At 48.8% G+C, this 17889-nt stretch carries 17 protein-coding genes; 10 read left to right on the top strand and 7 right to left on the bottom strand.

Annotation, left to right across the window (positions count from 1 at the left end; all coding sequences use genetic code 11):
- Positions 1 to 29: 29 nt before the first annotated feature.
- The 3 genes from F941_RS02075 to asd all read right to left on the bottom strand — a co-directional run bounded on the left by F941_RS02075 (position 30) and on the right by asd (position 4090).
- Positions 30 to 1337, bottom strand: a complete 1308-nt coding sequence (locus tag F941_RS02075; protein ID WP_005007240.1) for a hypothetical protein — start codon at positions 1335 to 1337, stop codon at positions 30 to 32.
- A gap of 69 nt (positions 1338 to 1406) precedes the next feature.
- Entirely contained in the window at positions 1407 to 2810 is a 1404-nt protein-coding gene (locus F941_RS02080; protein WP_018572749.1) for a type IV pilus assembly protein FimV, read from the bottom strand.
- A gap of 161 nt (positions 2811 to 2971) precedes the next feature.
- A complete protein-coding gene (gene asd, locus F941_RS02085) occupies positions 2972 to 4090 on the bottom strand; it encodes an aspartate-semialdehyde dehydrogenase (protein WP_005007244.1) in 1119 nt (372 codons plus the stop codon).
- A gap of 186 nt (positions 4091 to 4276) precedes the next feature.
- On the opposite strand from asd, the gene F941_RS02090 reads away from it, so the two are divergent.
- The 3 genes from F941_RS02090 to F941_RS02100 all read left to right on the top strand — a co-directional run bounded on the left by F941_RS02090 (position 4277) and on the right by F941_RS02100 (position 6085).
- Entirely contained in the window at positions 4277 to 5404 is a 1128-nt protein-coding gene (locus F941_RS02090; protein ID WP_005007246.1) for an endonuclease/exonuclease/phosphatase family protein, read from the top strand.
- 108 nt (positions 5405 to 5512) lie between these two features.
- Positions 5513 to 5728 carry a hypothetical protein gene (locus F941_RS02095; RefSeq protein ID WP_228128329.1) on the top strand — a complete coding sequence of 72 codons (216 nt, stop codon included), beginning with the start codon at positions 5513 to 5515 and terminating at the stop codon, positions 5726 to 5728.
- Between the two features lie 39 nt (positions 5729 to 5767).
- Positions 5768 to 6085 (top strand): hypothetical protein, encoded by a 318-nt coding sequence (locus F941_RS02100; RefSeq protein ID WP_005007251.1) that lies wholly within the window; start codon positions 5768 to 5770, stop codon positions 6083 to 6085.
- A gap of 106 nt (positions 6086 to 6191) precedes the next feature.
- Here F941_RS02100 and F941_RS02105 read toward each other — a convergent pair whose 3' ends face one another.
- The 4 genes from F941_RS02105 to F941_RS02120 all read right to left on the bottom strand — a co-directional run bounded on the left by F941_RS02105 (position 6192) and on the right by F941_RS02120 (position 11229).
- Complete coding sequence (locus F941_RS02105) at positions 6192 to 7298, bottom strand: glycosyltransferase family 4 protein (RefSeq protein WP_005007255.1); 1107 nt, start codon at positions 7296 to 7298, stop codon at positions 6192 to 6194.
- A gap of 51 nt (positions 7299 to 7349) precedes the next feature.
- A complete protein-coding gene (locus F941_RS02110; protein WP_005007258.1) occupies positions 7350 to 8285 on the bottom strand; it encodes an LpxL/LpxP family acyltransferase in 936 nt (311 codons plus the stop codon).
- Positions 8286 to 8374: 89 nt separating this feature from the next.
- Complete coding sequence (locus F941_RS02115; RefSeq protein ID WP_005007261.1) at positions 8375 to 9136, bottom strand: 3-oxoacyl-ACP reductase; 762 nt, start codon at positions 9134 to 9136, stop codon at positions 8375 to 8377.
- A 194-nt stretch (positions 9137 to 9330) separates the two neighbouring features.
- Entirely contained in the window at positions 9331 to 11229 is a 1899-nt protein-coding gene (locus F941_RS02120; protein WP_005007263.1) for an ATP-binding cassette domain-containing protein, read from the bottom strand.
- A gap of 35 nt (positions 11230 to 11264) precedes the next feature.
- Here F941_RS02120 and F941_RS02125 point away from each other — a divergent pair, with 35 nt between their 5' ends.
- From F941_RS02125 to F941_RS02155, 7 genes are all read left to right on the top strand, one after another.
- Entirely contained in the window at positions 11265 to 11510 is a 246-nt protein-coding gene (locus F941_RS02125) for a SlyX family protein (RefSeq protein ID WP_005007264.1), read from the top strand.
- A 115-nt stretch (positions 11511 to 11625) separates the two neighbouring features.
- Positions 11626 to 12621 carry a hypothetical protein gene (locus tag F941_RS02130; RefSeq protein WP_018572752.1) on the top strand — a complete coding sequence of 332 codons (996 nt, stop codon included), beginning with the start codon at positions 11626 to 11628 and terminating at the stop codon, positions 12619 to 12621.
- Between the two features lie 71 nt (positions 12622 to 12692).
- Positions 12693 to 13142 (top strand): ammonium transporter, encoded by a 450-nt coding sequence (locus F941_RS02135; protein WP_005007266.1) that lies wholly within the window; start codon positions 12693 to 12695, stop codon positions 13140 to 13142.
- A gap of 37 nt (positions 13143 to 13179) precedes the next feature.
- Positions 13180 to 15819: a type I DNA topoisomerase gene (gene topA / locus F941_RS02140; RefSeq protein ID WP_005007267.1), complete on the top strand. Its 2640-nt coding sequence runs from the start codon at positions 13180 to 13182 to the stop codon at positions 15817 to 15819.
- A gap of 99 nt (positions 15820 to 15918) precedes the next feature.
- Positions 15919 to 16371 (top strand): NUDIX hydrolase, encoded by a 453-nt coding sequence (locus F941_RS02145; protein WP_005007268.1) that lies wholly within the window; start codon positions 15919 to 15921, stop codon positions 16369 to 16371.
- A gap of 23 nt (positions 16372 to 16394) precedes the next feature.
- Positions 16395 to 17153: a hypothetical protein gene (locus F941_RS02150; protein WP_005007270.1), complete on the top strand. Its 759-nt coding sequence runs from the start codon at positions 16395 to 16397 to the stop codon at positions 17151 to 17153.
- Between the two features lie 140 nt (positions 17154 to 17293).
- Positions 17294 to 17863, top strand: coding sequence for an HdeD family acid-resistance protein (locus tag F941_RS02155; RefSeq protein ID WP_005007273.1), 570 nt, complete (start codon positions 17294 to 17296; stop codon positions 17861 to 17863).
- Positions 17864 to 17889: the final 26 nt, after the last annotated feature.

Raw genomic sequence — 17889 nt, forward strand, 5'->3', positions numbered from 1 at the left:
ATGACTGCTTTAGTTTAAATCGAATCGGGTTAAGATGCGATTTGATTCAGTAACAGATCTGCCTGCTGGCGCTGCTCAGTTGAATACTCGGTTTCTTTTTCTGCCAGCAGTTCGCGGGCAGCATCGAAAGCGCCGAGTTTGATATATTGCTGGGCAAGTTCAAGATTAACCTCAATGTCATTGCTTTCAGCCAATGCAGGGAAGGATTGAATCAGCGGGTCGCTGCTGTCAGCAGGCGCTGCGGATGGAGAGCTGACGCTGCTGATGTCAAAATTCACGCCTGTCTGTGCAGGCTTTGCAACAGCAGGGGGTTCTGTAGCCGCAATATCCAATGAATTCAGGTCAAAACTCAGCGGCGATGCACTTTCAGGCTTTTCGACCGGCTGCGGCGCATCCAAGGAGAATGAGAAATCTAAAGGCTGAATTTCTGCTTGGGCAGGCGCTTCCGGTTCAGCTTTGGCTGCAGGCGCTAAATTTAAGGAGAAATCTAAAGGCTGAATTTCTTCTTGAGCAGGCGCTTCCGGTTCGGCTTTGGCCGAAGGCGCTGCTTCTTCTAAAGAGAAAGAGCCAAAATCGATGGATGGTGCAGGCGCTTGCGCTGGTGCCGGAGTTTCGGCCTTAGGCGCGCTGTCAAAAGAGAGGTTAAACTCTAAAGGCTGAATCTCTTCAGCGGCCTGCTGCACGGGCTCTGCCGGCTTTGGCGCTGCTTGTGGCTCAAGCTGTTCAAAAGCGAGATCTGCCTTAGGTTCAGCAGGCGCGGCAGATCCAGCCATTAAGGCATCAAAATCAGCAGTATTTTGCGCTTTTGGCGCAGCAGCGGCAGGTTCTGGATTTATCGTCGGGCTGACAAAAGTAATCGCTTCATCCGACTTATGCTGTGATTTATCAAATTCGGCTTTTTTCGCTTCCGCCTGCGCTAAAATGTCATCCAGTTCTAATGAGCGCACATGGTTGAGCAGCTGGCTGATGGCGAATTCATCTTTTTGCAGAATATGAATATCCAACAGATACAAATACAGCTCATGCTGCGAGTTGTCTCTTTTCAGCACCTGATTAATTTGCGCTTCTGCAGAGAAGAAATTGCGCTCTTGAATCAAGCTTTCAATTTTATTGCGGGTTTCCGCAGTCAGCGGCGTAGTCTGCTTTTTTTCGACTACTGAATCTTGAACAGCTTGTGTCTTATTTGGGGCAACTTTCGCTGATGAGCTGGCTTTTTTCGCTTTGCTTTTTTGTGTTGCCGTGGTTGCAGTGGATTTTTCAGAACCCTGTGCGTCTTGACGTTTTTTTAAGACTACCAAAACGATCAACAAGATCACAAATGGAATCACATACAGCATGTTATTACCCCTTGGGGATAGGGCGCAGAGAAAGTGCGCTCATCCTTTTAAATCATCATATGTAACTTTTTAGTTGATTGGCTTTTTCTCTGCCTGGCGTGCTTTCAGCTGTTGCTCAAGCTGCGCAAGACGAGTGTTTAATAATTGAATTCTATGATCCTTTTGATTTAGCGCCAATTCTAATTGGGTTACGTTTCTCTGTAATTTAACGGTTTTTTCACGAGATGTCATAACTTTTAATGATAACTCGTTCGAAGTTTGATTTTTTTCTGTGCTTTTATTTGCAGAAGCATGCGCCGAATCTTGGGTTTTCTCCGCTACCAGGCTCATTTCCGCTTCATTCAGGCGGTATTTGGTCTTGCCGGATTGCGTGGACGGCATCTGTTTCAGCGCGGCTGCGGAAATTTTCTGGCGTTCCTTAGAAAGGGCAGCTCCATTCAAATTCAAGGCTGCGCCGCGTTTCAGCCGGTTGGAATCCCCCTGAATGAACGCATGTGCATTGTTGGCTTTAATTTGCTTCATCACGTCGCCCACAGGACGGTTTTCAGTGGATGCGATACGTGAAGCAATGCCCCAGAGGGACTCATTTGATTGGACTACATATTTTTGCGCAGCAGATTGCGGTGCGGGTTTTACGGACGGCGCACGTGCAGCGTCTTGCGGGCTTTTTACCGCTGCTGCAGGAGCTTTGAGCTGTGCAGCCTGCTGTTCCGCCGCATATTTTTGAGCCAGCGGGTCACTGGAGACTTGCTTTTGCACAGCTGCGCCTTGCGGCGCTGCAGGCGCATTGGCATTATTTGACGCCAAGGCTGCAGGCGCGGCTTCAGCGGATACGGCTGGCTGCGGCGCCGGTGCAGCGCTTATTGAGGGGGCAGAAAACGGCGCTGAAGCGCTATTTTTATCCATGCTCGGCGGCAGCGATGAATTCAAAGAAAGAAGGGTTTCTTTGGGTTTGCCGGCGGCATTCGGCTTAAGCGCGGCATATTGGGCGCTGACAGGCAAATTCAGCGCAATGTCGCGCTCATTGCTGATGATTACCGGTGCAAGGGTGCGTTCGTTGCGCGCGGCATTCATTTGCTGGCTGATTGGCATGCTGCGCTTAAGCGGTGTTTTAATATGCTGCAGCCGTGAAGAATTGCCTTCACTGATTTTGACAATAATATTCAGTTCAGCATCGGTCAGCGGCCGCGATGATGTAATGGTAATCACGCCCGAACCAGAGCTGTCTTTGCGGGTAAAGAAATTCAAATGGCCCGGAGGCTGATGCCCGGCGCCCATTGCAATTAAGTCTTCGGCAGACGCTAAGTCGGCGCGAATTGACGCGTCCGGATCCGCATTGCGGAAATTGATTTCCGCATACAGAAGTTCCCCAGGCGCCGACTGAATTTGAATCGGGTCAAGTGTCATCGCATGAATGTTCTGCGATGCAATTATGGCTAAAATGGCGATCTTTAATTTGTTATATACATTCATCTTAATCTTTAGCTCAGGCGATGCCGCATAGCGAAAATGATAGAGTAACGGCATGTTGAAGAATTGTAAAATAATTACAAGACTGCTACACAAAAAAGCCGATCAATTGAGATCGGCTTTTCATATTTTGAGATTAGTTACATGATGCTCACCATGTAAAATCAGGCATTCTTATAGTCGATTAAAATGCGCAGCATGCGGCGCAGCGGTTCAGCCGCGCCCCAAAGCAATTGGTCGCCGACGGTGAAGGCGCCCAGATACTCTTTACCCATGTTCAGCTTGCGCAGGCGGCCCACTGGAACAGACAAGGTGCCTGTGACTGCAACTGGCGTCAAATCTGTCATGGACGCTTCACGGGTATTTGGAACCACTTTTGCCCACTGGTTCGCGCTGCGTAACATATCTTCGATTTCATCCAGCGGAACGTCTTTCTTCAGCTTTAACGTCAGGGCTTGCGAATGGCAGCGCATTGCGCCGATACGCACGCAGTGGCCATCAATAGGCACGATCTGCTGATTGCCAAGAATCTTGTTGGTTTCAACTTGACCTTTCCATTCTTCTTTCGACTGGCCGCTTTCCAGCTGCTTGTCGATGTACGGAATGAGAGATCCCGCTAAAGGCACGCCAAAGTTTGCGGAAGGGAAACCTTCGCCTCGCTGCAATTGCGCAATTTTAGAGTCGATGTCTAAAATTGGAGAACGCGGATCATCCAGCAAATCTTTAGTGTTGTTATATAAATAACCCATGCCGGAGATCAGTTCACGCATATTTTGCGCGCCTGCACCCGATGCGGCTTGATAGGTCATTGAGGTTGCCCATTCCACCAAATTGCTTTGGAATAAACCGCCTAGGCCCATCAGCATTAAAGAGACTGTGCAGTTGCCGCCCACGAAAGTTTTCGTGCCTTTGACTAAGCCGTCTTTAATCACGTTCATGTTCACTGGGTCAAGCACGATGATCGCTTCATCATCCATGCGCAGTGTGGATGCAGCATCAATCCAGTAACCGTTCCAGCCTTCCGCTTTTAATTTAGGGAAAACGTCAGTGGTATAGTCACCGCCTTGGCAGGTAATAATGACATCCATTTGCTTCAGACTGCTAATGTCTGACGCATCCATAAGTGCTGGGGCGGTCTTGCCGCCAAACGCAGGCGCTTCACCGCCAGCATTACTGGTAGAAAAATAAAATGGCTCAAAATGAGCAAAATCATTTTCTTCAACCATACGTTGCATCAGGACGGAACCAACCATCCCGCGCCAACCGACCAGACCTACTTTCATGTCACTTTGCCTCGGTGCGTTAAAAAATAAAAGGGGGTTCGAGTGTATCAAAAGAGCGCTCAACTGCAAGCGCTACAGAATGAAAACAGCAATTATATTGTGCAATATATCTTGTTTATGTTACATGCAAAATTGATATAAATTTATGAGTCAATAAAAAATTAAGAATATAAAGCGGAGGCGCCAATGATTTGGGTGGAAGTGCTGTCAGCGCTTGTAATTTGGCTCAGCGCCTGGTCATTGATCCGCCGCGATGAATGGTGGTTCCGCGGCGCGGATTTCCCGCGGCTGCAGATTTTGGCGCTGGGCATGCCTGCACTGATACTGATGCTGTTTTGGCCTGAACCTTGGGATACCTGGCGTGAAATCCTGTTAGTCGGGCTGATCGCCGCGCTTGCTTTTCAGCTGAAAATGGTACTGCCCTATACTGTTCTTTGGAAAAAGCAGGTCAAGAAAGTCCGCGGGCATCAGCTGAATCCTGAGCGGCAAATCTCTGTAATTGTCTCAAATGTGTTAACGCCCAATCATCAATATCATTTGCTGCTTGCTGAAATTGAAAAATATCAGCCGGACCTGGTGCTGACTTTAGAGTCCGACCTCCGCTGGGAACAGGCCTTGAGTGCGCTGGGAGATGACTATCCCTACCGGGTTGCAGTGCCGCTGAATAATCTGTACGGCATGCATTTATTCAGCCGGCTGCCGCTGCATGGCACGCAGGTCAAATTCATTTTAAGCGATGAGATACCGTCTATTCATACCGCGGTGACTTTGCGTTCCGGCGAGACTGTACAGCTGTATTGCCTGCACCCGAAGCCGCCCAGCCCGACAGAAGCAAAGGATTCCACCCTGCGCGATGCTGAGCTGCTGATTGTCGGCGATCAGATCAAAGATCTGGATGAAAGCTGCATTGTGATGGGAGACTTAAACGATGTGGCGTGGTCGCGCACCACACGCCTTTTTCAGCGCATCAGCGGCCTGCTGGACCCGCGGGTGGGGCGGTATTTCGTGAATACCTTTCATGCGGATTATCCTGTATTGCGCTGGTCGCTGGATCATGTATTTCACAGTACCGATTTTGCTTTGGTCAGAATGAAGCGCTTAGCTCACGTAGGTTCAGATCATTTTCCTGTATATGTCTCACTGCAAACCGGCCGTGTGTTTGCACAGATACAGCAAGAGCTGGAGCAAAGCGATGCGGATGAGCGGGAAGCGCAGGAGGCGATACAGGAAGGTATTGAAAAAGCGGAGAAAGAAGAAAAGATAGTGACCGATGACATTGCGCAGGACTATAAGGACAGCACCAAGGCGCCCTGAGCGGCTCTGCGATTTTAAGGGAAAAGTGTAAGAAATAGCTTACATTGATTTCGGCTGATGGCGCATAGGCAAGCTTTAGAAAACCGCCTATCCTACATTCATCGGCAAATGGAACAGGGAACGGATTATCCCGCTAAGGAAGACGGCGCCGATGGCAATCATCATGGATATGATGCAGGAAAGGAAAGCCACCCGAAAAGAATAATAAGACTTGTGAAAGCACAACCTCATCAACCCGAGTTTTGCAGGATGCAGAACTCGGGTTTGGTCTATCTGCAGGCCGCATTTTTTGCTTTGCATTTGGCGCCCGGCATTTTAGAGTAGGGCGCAGAACAACGAAATGAAAAAAAATAAGTGAGTTTTATGAGCATCTCTCTGCTTTATGAATGGCGCACCGCCTTTCTGCAATTGACCCAATTGTCCCATGATGCTTTGCTAATTTATCTGGGTGTGCTGCTGTTTTTCTTGATTGCCTTGTTTCATCAGCGCCAGTTGAAATCCAATTATGCTGTATGGGCTGTGATTCTTGCCGCCGTTGCATTCGAGCTGTTCGGCGCGCGCCACGATATTTTAGACAGAGGCTATTGGAAGGTAGGCTCCAGCCTGCGTGATATTGTGAATATGATTTTGATGCCGCTGCTGATTTGGCTGATGGCGAAATATCGGGTCTGGAAGGGGTGAAATCCGGTCAGAATGCTGAGCGGAAAGTCTGTTGATTGCCTGGGGGACGCCGATCAGAATGAAAGGGCAGCACTTGATTTAAGCGCTGCCCCCCGCTTCCTTGCTTCTAATCTTTGCCTGATACTTGTTTGTACAGCGCAAGCGTCTGATCACACATGTCTTTTAAGCTGAACATGCTGACGGGGGCAACCTGCGGCGGTGCATCAATATGCTGTTTCACCGCGCTGAGCAAAGCGCTTTGGTCGTCCACTGCAATTAAGCCTTGCGGATAAACATGGGATAAAATTTCTGCAACACCGCCGCGGTTCCAGCCAATCACGGGTGTGCCTACTGACAGCGCTTCTAAGGCGGTGCGGCCAAAAGTTTCCGCCTGATTAGACAAGGACAGCACAGCATCACTCAAAGCCAGCCATTCGCGGATATCGGAACGGTGGCCGGTGAAGGTGAATTTATCACTCAGGCCTTTGGCCTGAATGCTGTCATGCATTTCTTTTAAATAGGCCGCCTTTTTCGGGTCAGCGCCGCCGACGACGACAGCATGCAGCTGCGGGTAGTGCTCATGCAATTGCTGCATCAAGGCAATTAAGGTTTCATGGCCTTTCAGGCGGGTAATGCGGCCAGGCAGGCAGATCAGGAACTTATTTTCCAATTCTGGAAAATCTTTAAAAGTTTGATTGAGCCATTGCGCGGATGGCTGATAGCCATGCGGAAAAGCCTGCGGGTCAATGCCGCGGTAAATGCGCACAATATCTTCTGGCGGGCAGTTTCTGTAGTTGTCCCTGATGTATTGCACCACGCTGTCAGAGACCGCAATGACTTTTTCCGCTTGGGTCATAATTTGACTGTAGCGGTTAATGGAGTAAAAGCCATGTACCGTACTGATGAGATGCGGGCGCTGATTTGCCGGCATGCCGTTGAGCGCAAAGTGCGCCAGCCATGCCGGAACGCGTGAGCGCACATGCAGGATATCCGGCCGATGCTGTGCAATCAGTTTGCGCAGCGGGCGGATTTGCCAAAGAGAGGACAGCGCTTTTTTATGGATCGGCAGGGTTAAGTGGGTTGAACCCTCAGCTTCCAGCTGAGCCACCATGCGCCCGCCGTTCGACACCACCAAGGACTCATGGCCATCGGCAATCAGCGCGCGGGCAATTTCTAAAGTGCCGCGTTCCACACCGCCGCTGTTCAGTTCAGGCAAAAGCTGCATCACTTTCATTGCGTGTCTCTCTCTATTTTTGGTCAGGACTATGAGTGTGTTGAGTAGAACTCAGTAAATTTCATCAAAGCCTTCTGGGCGGGTTTTAAAGCGGCGGTGAAACCACATGTACTGCGTCGGGGCAATCCGCAGCTGGTTTTCGATGATTTTATTGATGCGTATCGCATCGGCCACTTCGTCTTCGCTGGGGAAGTGATCTAAAGCGGGTTCAAGGCGGACATGGTAGCGCGGATCTTTAAGATCGCCATCGCGGTAAAAATAGAGGGGAACCGCTGCGGCTTTCGAGATTTTCATTAAACGGCGGTGCGCAGTCACGGTGGCTGCAGGTACGCCAAAAAATGGCGCCATTACCCCTTGCTTCAAACCGAAGTCCTGATCGGGGCTATACCAGATGGCGTGGCCATTTTTTAACTGGCGAATCAGCCCGCGCATATCATCATGATCAATTTGATGCTCATAAATGGTTGCGCGGCAGCGGTAAATCAGCATGTCCAAGAGCGGATTGTTTTGCGGGCGGTAGACCACGCCCAATTTGAAAAACTGATCGCAGAGATAACCGCCTGCATCGAGAAGCGTTGAATGAGTGCCTAGCAATAACACACCCTGACCCTCTGCCTGCGCCTTTTGAAGATGCTCTAAGCCTTCGATGCTGAAGCGGCCTTTAAACCAATACGGGCAATACCAGGCATTCAAGGTTTCAAAGATGCCAATCATCTGGTCAATAAAAACTTGGCGGGTGTTGTCCTGTACTTGCGCGGCAGACCATTCAGGAAAGCATACTTCAAGATTGCGGACTGCGGTTTTTCGGCGTGATTTTAAATGCTTAAAAGCGGTCTCGCCCAAGAAGACAGCCAGGCGGTACTGCAGCGCCCACGGCAAAAGCGCTAAAATCATCAGGAAAACAATGCCAATCCAAATACCCCAATATTGCGGCAATAGAAAGGACCATTGAAAGGCGCCGGGCTGATAATCTGGCTTTTGACTCATAAGCACTAAATCAAATTTTAAAAAATAAGGCACAGTCTAGCATGAAGCTGAAATAAAAAAGAAAGTTCAGGCAGAACTGGGCGCCCGGTTTAGCCTTTGACTAAACCGCCATCCACAATTAAGTTTTGGCCTGTGACCGCGCGTGAATAGGGCGACAGGAACATCATGATGGCGGATGCAAATTCTTCAGGCGTCGTGACGCGGCGCAGCGGGGTAGCGGCCGCAATCATCTCAAATACCGCATCCGGAGTGGCTTTGCTGGCATCCGTGGCCTGCAGCAGGCCGCCCGACAGCATATTGACGTTAATGCCGAACTGCCCCAAGTCCTGCGCTGCGGTGCGGGTAAACGCCAAGAGCGCCGCTTTGGCAGCGGTGTAGTCATGGTAAGGCACAACGGGGTTCTGAACCAAGTTGGTGCCGATATTGATGATGCGCCCGAAGCCGGCCTGTTTCATATCATCCAAAGCGGCCTGTGTCGTATTGATGGCGGCCAGCACAGCGCCATCAAACTGCTGCAGCATGGTTTCGGCGGTCAGGTCTTCGACTTTGGGGCGGGCATCGCCATTGAATTCGAAGCGGATCAGGGCATTATTCACCACCGAGGTGACGGCGGCGCCAAAATGATTTTTTGCCGCGGCAAATAGGCGCAATACCTGTGCTTTATCGGTGACATCGGCTTGGCAGGCAAAGACTTGCTGCGGGTGCTGCAGGGCTAATTGTTCCGCTTGGGCTTTGCTGGCGTGGTAATTCACCACGACGCGCGCGCCTTCAGCAATTAAGCATTGGCTGATGGCCAAGCCCAAACCGCGCGCGCCGCCTGTGACTAAGACCACTTGATCATGAATTTGCATCTTTTAAGCCCGAATAAACGATTTATTTGAAACCTTAGCAAGCTTTAAAAATAAATGCCAAATGAAAATTTAAGGGCTGTAAATGATCTTTACCTTTCTGCGGAAGCGGAGAGTGCAGCAGCTGCAAGCAAAGCGGTTAAAAATTCAAAGCTTAAAAAAGCCGTCAAAGTGACGGCTTTTTTGGCGGGGGAAATTTAGCCTTTGGCCATATTTTCCAGTTCTTCCAGCCGTTCCATTTTTTCCAGCATTTGATCATCAATTTCTGCAAGGCGCTGCGAGGCTTTCGCTGCCGCGCCTGCATCCGTGATAAACCAGGAGCCATCGGCCAATTTTTCTGACAGCTGCGCCTGTTCTTTTTCCAGCGCTTCTATTTCAGCAGGCAGCTGATCCAAAGCGCGCTGATCTTTATAGCTGAGCTTGACTTTTTTAGCCGGCGCTACGTTCGCTTCGGCTTTCGCCGCGGCTTTTTTCACAGCACTTTTTTGATCAACCACAGTTTGGTCGGGGCGCTGCTGTAAGTAATCCTGGTAACCGCCGATGTATTCATCGATATTGCCTTTACCATCAAAGACCCAAGTTGAGGTTACCACGTTATCCATAAAGGCACGGTCATGAGAAATCAGCAGTAAAGTGCCTTTGTAGTCGGACAGCATTTCTTCCAGCAGCTCGAGTGTCACCATATCCAAGTCATTGGTGGGTTCGTCCATCACGATTAAGTTGGACGGCTTCAGCAGCAGCTTGGCTAAAAGGATACGGTTGCGTTCACCGCCTGACAAGGCTTTGACTGGTGTGCGCGCGCGTTCCGGTGAGAACAGGAAGTCTTGCAAATAGCTGTAAATGTGGCGGCGGCTGCCGTTCACATCGACATGGTCAGAACCTTCTGACACGTTATCTTTGACAGATTTTTCAAGGTCGAGGGCATTACGCAATTGGTCGAAGTAAGCCACTTCTAATTGCGTGCCGGTTTTCACCGTACCCGTATGTTCCTGTTCGCCTAAAATGGCTTTAATGAGGGTGGTTTTACCGACACCGTTGTCACCGACAAGGCCAATACGGTCACCGCGCAGCACCAATGCAGAGAAGTCTTTGATGATCGGCGCATCATGGCCAAAGCGAACGCTTAAGTTCTCAATTTCAAAGACCACTTTACCTGAACGGCTGGCGTCCTGTGTTGCCATGCTGACTTTGCCTTGCTGCGAACGGCGTGCTTTGGACTGTTCACGCAATTCTTTTAAGGCGCGTACACGGCCTTCGTTACGGGTACGGCGCGCTTTAATGCCTTGACGAATCCACACTTCTTCTTCAGCCAAGCGTTTATCAAACAGGGCATTCTGCTTCTCTTCCGCTTCCATTTGCTGCGCTTTAAGCTCCAGGTAACGCGAGTAGTTGCCTTCATAGCTGCGCAGGGTGCCGCGGTCGAGTTCAACAATTCGGGTTGCAATGCTGTCGACAAATGAACGGTCATGCGAGATGAACAGTAAAGTTAAATTATTTTGATCGAGTAAAAATTTCTCCAGCCATTCAATACTTTCAACGTCCAAATGGTTGGTTGGTTCGTCCAGCAATAGCACATCGGGCTGGGTAAGGAGCGCACGGGCCAGCAGCACACGGCGCTTACGGCCGCCCGATAAATCGGCCAAATCGGCATCCGGGTCCAGGCCCATTTTGCTGAGGATGGAGTTCACTTTAGTTTCTAAAGCCCAGCCATCCAGCTGATCTAGTTTGTGCTGCAGCTCACCCATGCGGTCGCAGGCGTCCATATCACCCAATACGCAAGCGTCACTGGCTTCATGATAGGCTCTAAGCACTTCGGCAGCTTCGCCTGCGCCATCGGCTACAATATCCGCGACTTTGCCGGAATCCATCGGCACATCCTGCGCCAGCATGGAAATGGTGATGCCGTTTTGCAGCGAAACTTCGCCTGAATCAGGCAATAAGCTTCCCTCAATCAGTTTAAGTAAAGTAGACTTGCCTTCACCATTACGGCCGATTAAACACACCCGTTCGCCGCGCTCTAATGAAAAGTTCGCGCCGTCGAGCAGGGCAGGTCCACCAAACGCAAGTTGGACATCCCTTAAAGTAATATAGGCCATAATGTTTCCTGAAAAATCTCAAATGAGGACTTGAAGTGTCTAAACAACAAAATATTGATAATCAAGCGCCATTGTCCGCACCCATTGAAGATTTGCAAGTCCGAATTGCATTTTTAGATGATTTAGTTGATCAGCTGAATGACCAGGTTGCGCGCCAGAGCATTGAAATTGCTGATTTAAGAGCGCAAATGCAGCTGATTTACCAGCGCATAGAATCTGCCGACTTATCTGAAGGCATTGCGGCTTTTGACCCAATGACCAACCGCCCGCCGCATTATTGATTGCAGGCCTTGGTTCATTGGAGAATGACTGGAAAAAGCCTTTTAGTTATTGACCTTTTTACATCGAACCGCTGTAATGCACAGCAACCGCTATCCGCTAAACAGTTCTCCCTTTATGACCGCTAAAGCCGTACTGCTCGATCTTGAAAACAATATGCCGACAGCGCAATTGCTGAGAGATGTGACTGAACACTATCCCGTGCTGTATTTATTTAATTGCCAAGGGAAATTTGAATATGCTTTGGAAGATTTAACGGAATTTTCCAGCTGGATCAGCAGCGGTCAAATCGTCATTTTAGATACTCCGGAAGCCCCGCAGAAAGAATTTGAATATGCGGTGGTGGTGGGGCAATTAATGGCGCTTCTGGATGCGGACACTCATGTTGAAGTCATTTCTGCAGCTGCAGGCAGCAAGATGCTGCTGGAAATGATGCAAGGTGCCAATATCAGCTGCAGCCTGATTCAAATTCAGCCTGAACAGCAGGCGGCATCTGACCGTCCGAAATATAAAATCCCAAGTTTGCATACAATTAAGGCCACGCCGCAGCTGCAAATGGTGAAAAAATATTGCGATGCCATGGTTCAGGCTGCTGGAAAGCCAAACACTCTGGAATCTTTAAAAAATTCGGTGGCGAATATTCTGCAGCTGCTGCCGGAAAATGCGCAGCAGGTGGTTGGCATGCTGATTAATTTAAAAATTGTGAAGCGCGATGACAGCCATGTGAATTTCCGCAAAAAAGTCCTCAAACACTGGGCGCAGTTAAATTTAGACGCAGATGCTGCGCCATTGCAGCACAATATGCAGGATGCTTTTGCCCAGCTGGATTTACCGCAGCGCGGCGCGGATGAGGCAGAGCCTGCAGTGCAGAATCCGCAGCAGAATTTATATGCCAATTTTCAGAAAGTTGATCCTGTGCAGCTGGAAGTGATTAAGAAACTGCATGAATTAAAACAGGAAAAACCCAAGGATATTTATGCGCTGCGGGACCTGCTGGAGCAGCTGTTTCCAAAATCAGACATTCGCCTGCTGCTGAAAGAGTTGATTGATAAAGGCTATATTTATTGGAATGGTCACGAAGTGCTCTACAGCCACGAGATGTTCTTGAATTAATTTTTGTCGCCACAACTTGCCTTTTATATTGCGCTTATGCAACTCTAATAAAGGAACATTAAGGTTGTACTATGGAAAACACGGGTATTTGGGTCATTGGTTTCATCATTCTTTTTGTTTTGGGCTCTATTTTAGGACTTCGCGTCAGCCCGAGAGAAAAGGCGTTAGGCATCATGCGTGATAAAGCGCGCAAGATGGGCTTGCATCCGCGTTTAGTGGTTGCGCCGGACTGGACAAAAATTCCAATGGTTTCTGAAAAGCGCGCCAGCATGGTGGCGTATTACAGCATTCTGCTTCCAGAAGCCCGCTTGCCATTAATGCGCGCGCGCGTAGCAGATCAAAAATTGCAGCTGGTGCATGGTGATGACAAGTTTAAAGATTTGCCCATTGCATTAAAGGGCATTTATGCTATTGATATGCAGGCAAACTGTGTAGGACTCTATTGGGACGAAGAATCCGATTTGAGAGCCACCCAGCTGGATGACATCAAAGCCTATTTGAATTCTTTGGCTGAACTTTAATTTTAGACCCATTAAAAAACAGGATTAACGGTTAATTATGGCGAACGCTCCTCGGTCCACATCCAAAAGCGCGGCAGCAAAAACTGATGCTGGAAAAAAACGTGCCTTAGTGATTGTGGAGTCGCCTGCAAAAGCGAAAACAATCAATAAATACCTTGGTTCAGACTACATTGTAAAGTCGTCGGTTGGCCATGTTCGTGATTTGCCTACAGGCGGTTCAAGCAAAACGGCAGAAAAGAAACCTGCAGCCCGCACCAAACTGACCGATGTGCAGAAGGCTGAAAAAGCCCAGTCCGCATTAGTAAACCGCATGGGTATAGATCCCGAAAATGACTGGAAAGCGCATTATGAAGTGCTGCCTGGCAAAGAAAATGTGGTTTCGGAACTGAAAAAGCTTGCTTCGCAGGTTGATGAGGTTTATCTCGCAACGGATTTGGACCGTGAAGGGGAAGCGATTGCATGGCATTTAAAAGAAGTCATTGGCGGTGATGATTCACGCTATCAGCGTGTGGTGTTTAATGAAATTACCAAAAATGCCATTCAGGAAGCCTTTAAGCATCCATCGCGTTTAGATACCAATAAAGTCAATGCCCAGCAGGCGCGCCGTTTCCTGGACCGTGTTGTGGGCTTTATGATTTCTCCTTTGCTGTGGGAAAAAATTGCCCGCGGCTTATCGGCTGGCCGGGTTCAGTCCGTTGCGGTGAAGCTGGTAGTTGAGCGCGAGCGTGAAATCCGCGCGTTTATTCCAGAAGAATACTGGCAAGTTTTTGCAGACACGAAATCGAAAAAAGATGACATCCGTCTTGAAGCGGTGAAGCAAAACGGCAAAACATTAAAGCTGCACAACAAAGCCGAAACTGATGCTTTATTGAATCTGATTAAAGATGCGGACTATACCGTTGCAGCACGTGAAGATAAGCCGACCAAGGTTAATCCGAGCGCGCCGTATATCACCTCAACCCTGCAGCAGGCGGCGAGCACCCGTTTAGGTTTTTCTGTGAAGAAAACCATGATGCTGGCGCAGCGTTTGTATGAAGCGGGTTTCATCACCTATATGCGTACCGACTCGACCTTCCTGAGCGACGATGCCGTGAATATGGTGCGTCATCATATTGAGACTGAGTTTGGCGCGAAGTATCTGCCTGCCAAGCCGAACCGCTATGGCAACAAAGCGGGTGCGCAAGAAGCCCATGAAGCGATTCGTCCGTCAAATGTGGCTTTAAAAGGCGACAGCTTAGTGGGTGTGGAACGTGATGCGCAGCGTTTGTATGACCTGATTTGGCGTCAATTCGTCGCGTGCCAGATGACGCCTGCTGAATACCTGTCTTCAACGATTTTAGTCAACGCGAACGGCGTAGAGCTGAAAGCCAAAGGCCGTACCTTGGTCTTTGACGGCTTCACTAAAGTCCGCGGTCAAAACAAGTCAGATGATGATGTATTATTGCCTGCGGTGAAAGTGGGTGAAGTATTGAAGCTTGAAAAGCTTGATCCTTCTCAGCACTTTACCAAACCGCCTGCACGCTTTACCGAAGCTTCTTTGGTGAAAGAGCTTGAGAAAAAAGGCATCGGCCGCCCTTCGACCTATGCTGCCATCATCTCGACGATTCAAGACCGCGGTTATGTGAAACTGGAAAACCGCCGCCTGTATGCAGAGAAAATGGGCGAAATCGTGACAGACCGTCTCGATGAAAGCTTCAACAACCTGATGAACTATGACTTTACCGCAGACCTTGAAGGCCAGCTGGATAAAGTGGCGGAAGGTGAGCGCAATTGGAAAGAATTGCTGAATAGCTTCTATGGCGATTTCAAGCAGCGCCTGACCAATGCGCAGGGTGAAAGCGGCATGCGCCGCAACCTGCCGGTCGAAGTGGCGGATGTGCACTGTAAAGAATGCGACCGTCCAATGCAGATCCGTACGGGGACAACCGGCGTATTCCTGGGCTGTTCAGGCTATAACCTGCCGCCGAAAGAGCGCTGTAAAGGCACGCTGAACTTAACGCCTGTGGAGTCCTTGGCTGCGCTTTCTGATGATGACAGTGCTGAAACGGCAGATTTGATGTCGAAAAAGCGCTGTCCAATCTGCGGCACCGCGATGGACAGCTATGTGATCGATGGCGGCCGAAAACTGCATATCTGCGGCAACAACCCGGACTGCAGCGGTTTTGAAGTTGAAGAAGGCGAGTTTAAGATTAAGGGCTATGATGGCCCAACCATTCCTTGCGATAAATGCGAAGGTGAAATGCAGCTGAAGACTGGCCGCTTTGGCCCTTATTTCGCGTGCATGAGCTGTGACAATACCCGTAAAGTCTTGAAGAATGGCCAGCCTGCGCCGCCGCGTGTAGACCCGATCAAAATGGAACATTTGCGTTCAGCGAAGCATGATGACTTCTTTGTGCTGCGTGACGGCGCAGCGGGGCTGTTTTTAGCCGCCAGCAAGTTCCCGAAAATCCGTGAAACGCGCGCGCCGAAAGTAGCGGAACTGCGCAGTGTTGCAGAACAGCTGGATCCGAAATATCAATTTATTTTGCAGGCGCCGGATCAAGACCCGGAAGGCAATCCAACATTAGTGAAATTCAGCCGGAAAAATCAGGCGCAATATATTGGTTCGGAAACGCCGGAAGGCAAGCAAACCAAGTGGTCTTTGGTTTACCAAGACGGCAAATGGGTTGAAGCTTAAAACTTAAGATGTGACAAAATGCTGGCGGATGCCGGCATTTTTTATATGGCGGCGGAAATTTGCCGCTGATAAAATTGATTATATTTGATGGGGATGCTGATGATTCCAATCCGCTCAATTGTTGTTTCTGCCGTGCTGCTTTCTGAGTTTGACGGCCAGTTCAAAATTTTATTGATGAAGCGGGTCAAAGGCCGGTTTTGGAGCCACATTGCCGGAAAAATAGAATCAGGTGAAACAGCCAGCCAGGCTATTGTCCGTGAAATTTGCGAAGAAACAGGCATTCAGGTTCAGCAGCTGTACAGTGCGGATTATCTGGAGCAGTTTTATGAAGCCAGCGCCAATGTGATTGAGCTGATCCCTGTATTTGCTGTTTATTGCGATAAGCAGCAAGCCGTGGTTTTAAATGATGAACATACAGAATATGGCTGGTTCAGCTTAGATGAAGCTGTTGAAAAGGCTGAATTTGGCGGGCAGCGCTTACTTTACCAGTATCTTTGGGAAAATTTTGTAAATCGGCAGCCCTCTGCATTATTGAAAATAAATACTTATTAAATAAATAGATCAGAGTTTCAGCTATGTGGAAAAAAATTCGGATTCTGTGCCTGCTGGTTATTTTGCTGATCGTTGCCGTCAATGCATGGAAAGATAAAAATCAGGATTGGCGCAAGCCGGTTTTTGTGCTGCTGCATCCGATTAATGCGGATGGCTTACCCAGCACGCAGCGGTATATTCAAAAGCTTAGCGTGCAGGATTTTCAGGGTGCGCAAGCGTACCTGCAAGAACATGCGCAGCAGTACCGCGGTCAGCCGATTTATTTTTATTTCAATATTGGGCGGCAGCTGAAAGTATTGCCGCCGAAGGTGCCCGATCATGCCCGATTGTGGGATGTCGTCCTATGGAGTTTAAAATTCCGCTATTACGCGTGGCAGCAGCATCAAAAGGCGGATGGCGCACCCAGCCTGACCCTGTTTTTAAATTATTATGACCCTGCGAAGACCCGTGAACTGAAGCATTCGACAGCGCTGGAAAATGGCCGGATTGGCTCGGTCAATTTGTTCGCATCCAAAAAGCAGGCGGCGCAAAATAAAATTGTGCTGGTGCATGAGCTGCTGCATGCCTTTGGCGCTACCGATAAATATGAGATAGCGACAGGGCAGCCAATCTATCCAATCGGCTACGCTTTTCCAGATCAGAAGCCATTATTTCCGCAAGCCAAAGCAGAATTGATGGCCGGGCACATTCCAGTCTCCGAAACCAAGAGCAAGATGCCGGATAGTTTGGAACAGACACTAATCAATGCACAAACGGCAGCTGAAATAGGCTGGGTCAAATAAGCGGACCTCTGCGGATAACTCAAAAGTTATCCACAAATTAAGGCGCTTAAATTGCTACATTTTGACTAACCTTTTGGGCTTTAGATCGTCAATAAATCATGTTAAAACTAAATCATCCCTATTAAAACTTGAGAATAAGTATGAAAACTGTAGGAAATGATTTAATCCGTAGCCAGCTGCATCAAAACCGTAAGTGGTACATTGGCTTAGGTGTTTTATTGACCATTTTTGGTATTGTGCTGCTGGCGTCTCTTCCTTTTGCCACCTTATCCGCTATATTTATCTTCGGCATATTAATGATGATCGGCGGCATATTGCACTTGCTCGCAGCCTTTAAAATTTTTGAGGGCGGCTTCCGGTGGCTTTGGGCGCTGTTTGGCGTATTGTATTTGATTGCCGGGTATTATGCGTTCAGCACCCCGGTAAAGACTGCGATTGTGCTCACCAATGTTTTGGCGATTATTTTAATTGTTGCGGGTGTGATTCGTATTTTTAACGCCATTTTATTTCGAGGATTGCCAGGCTGGGGCTGGACATTATTTTCAGGCCTATTGACCCTAGTTGCCGGCGTCATGATTTTAAAATCACCCGATGCGCCGTTCTGGGTGTTAGGTTTGTTCCTTGCGATGGATATTCTATTTCAAGGCATTAACTATCTCAGTTTTGCATCTTATATTAAACATGAAATCCCTAAAAGTTCTGCGGATTGATGCTTTGGTTTGAGCATTTTTTATTG

The organism is Acinetobacter bouvetii DSM 14964 = CIP 107468 (genome assembly GCF_000368865.1).
GTDB lineage: Bacteria > Pseudomonadota > Gammaproteobacteria > Pseudomonadales > Moraxellaceae > Acinetobacter > Acinetobacter bouvetii.

Bases quoted from the DNA above. Each gene is read 5' to 3' on its own strand.
- F941_RS02075 (WP_005007240.1), bottom strand. From the start codon at position 1,337: ATGCTGTATGTGATTCCATTTGTGATCTTGTTGATCGTTTTGGTAGTC.
- F941_RS02080 (WP_018572749.1), bottom strand. From the start codon at position 2,810: ATGAATGTATATAACAAATTAAAGATCGCCATTTTAGCCATAATTGCA.
- asd (WP_005007244.1), bottom strand. From the start codon at position 4,090: ATGAAAGTAGGTCTGGTCGGTTGGCGCGGGATGGTTGGTTCCGTCCTG.
- F941_RS02090 (WP_005007246.1), top strand. From the start codon at position 4,277: ATGATTTGGGTGGAAGTGCTGTCAGCGCTTGTAATTTGGCTCAGCGCC.
- F941_RS02095 (WP_228128329.1), top strand. From the start codon at position 5,513: ATGGAACAGGGAACGGATTATCCCGCTAAGGAAGACGGCGCCGATGGC.
- F941_RS02100 (WP_005007251.1), top strand. From the start codon at position 5,768: ATGAGCATCTCTCTGCTTTATGAATGGCGCACCGCCTTTCTGCAATTG.
- F941_RS02105 (WP_005007255.1), bottom strand. From the start codon at position 7,298: ATGAAAGTGATGCAGCTTTTGCCTGAACTGAACAGCGGCGGTGTGGAA.
- F941_RS02110 (WP_005007258.1), bottom strand. From the start codon at position 8,285: ATGAGTCAAAAGCCAGATTATCAGCCCGGCGCCTTTCAATGGTCCTTT.
- F941_RS02115 (WP_005007261.1), bottom strand. From the start codon at position 9,136: ATGCAAATTCATGATCAAGTGGTCTTAGTCACAGGCGGCGCGCGCGGT.
- F941_RS02120 (WP_005007263.1), bottom strand. From the start codon at position 11,229: ATGGCCTATATTACTTTAAGGGATGTCCAACTTGCGTTTGGTGGACCT.
- F941_RS02130 (WP_018572752.1), top strand. From the start codon at position 11,626: ATGACCGCTAAAGCCGTACTGCTCGATCTTGAAAACAATATGCCGACA.
- F941_RS02135 (WP_005007266.1), top strand. From the start codon at position 12,693: ATGGAAAACACGGGTATTTGGGTCATTGGTTTCATCATTCTTTTTGTT.
- topA (WP_005007267.1), top strand. From the start codon at position 13,180: ATGGCGAACGCTCCTCGGTCCACATCCAAAAGCGCGGCAGCAAAAACT.
- F941_RS02145 (WP_005007268.1), top strand. From the start codon at position 15,919: ATGATTCCAATCCGCTCAATTGTTGTTTCTGCCGTGCTGCTTTCTGAG.
- F941_RS02150 (WP_005007270.1), top strand. From the start codon at position 16,395: ATGTGGAAAAAAATTCGGATTCTGTGCCTGCTGGTTATTTTGCTGATC.
- F941_RS02155 (WP_005007273.1), top strand. From the start codon at position 17,294: ATGAAAACTGTAGGAAATGATTTAATCCGTAGCCAGCTGCATCAAAAC.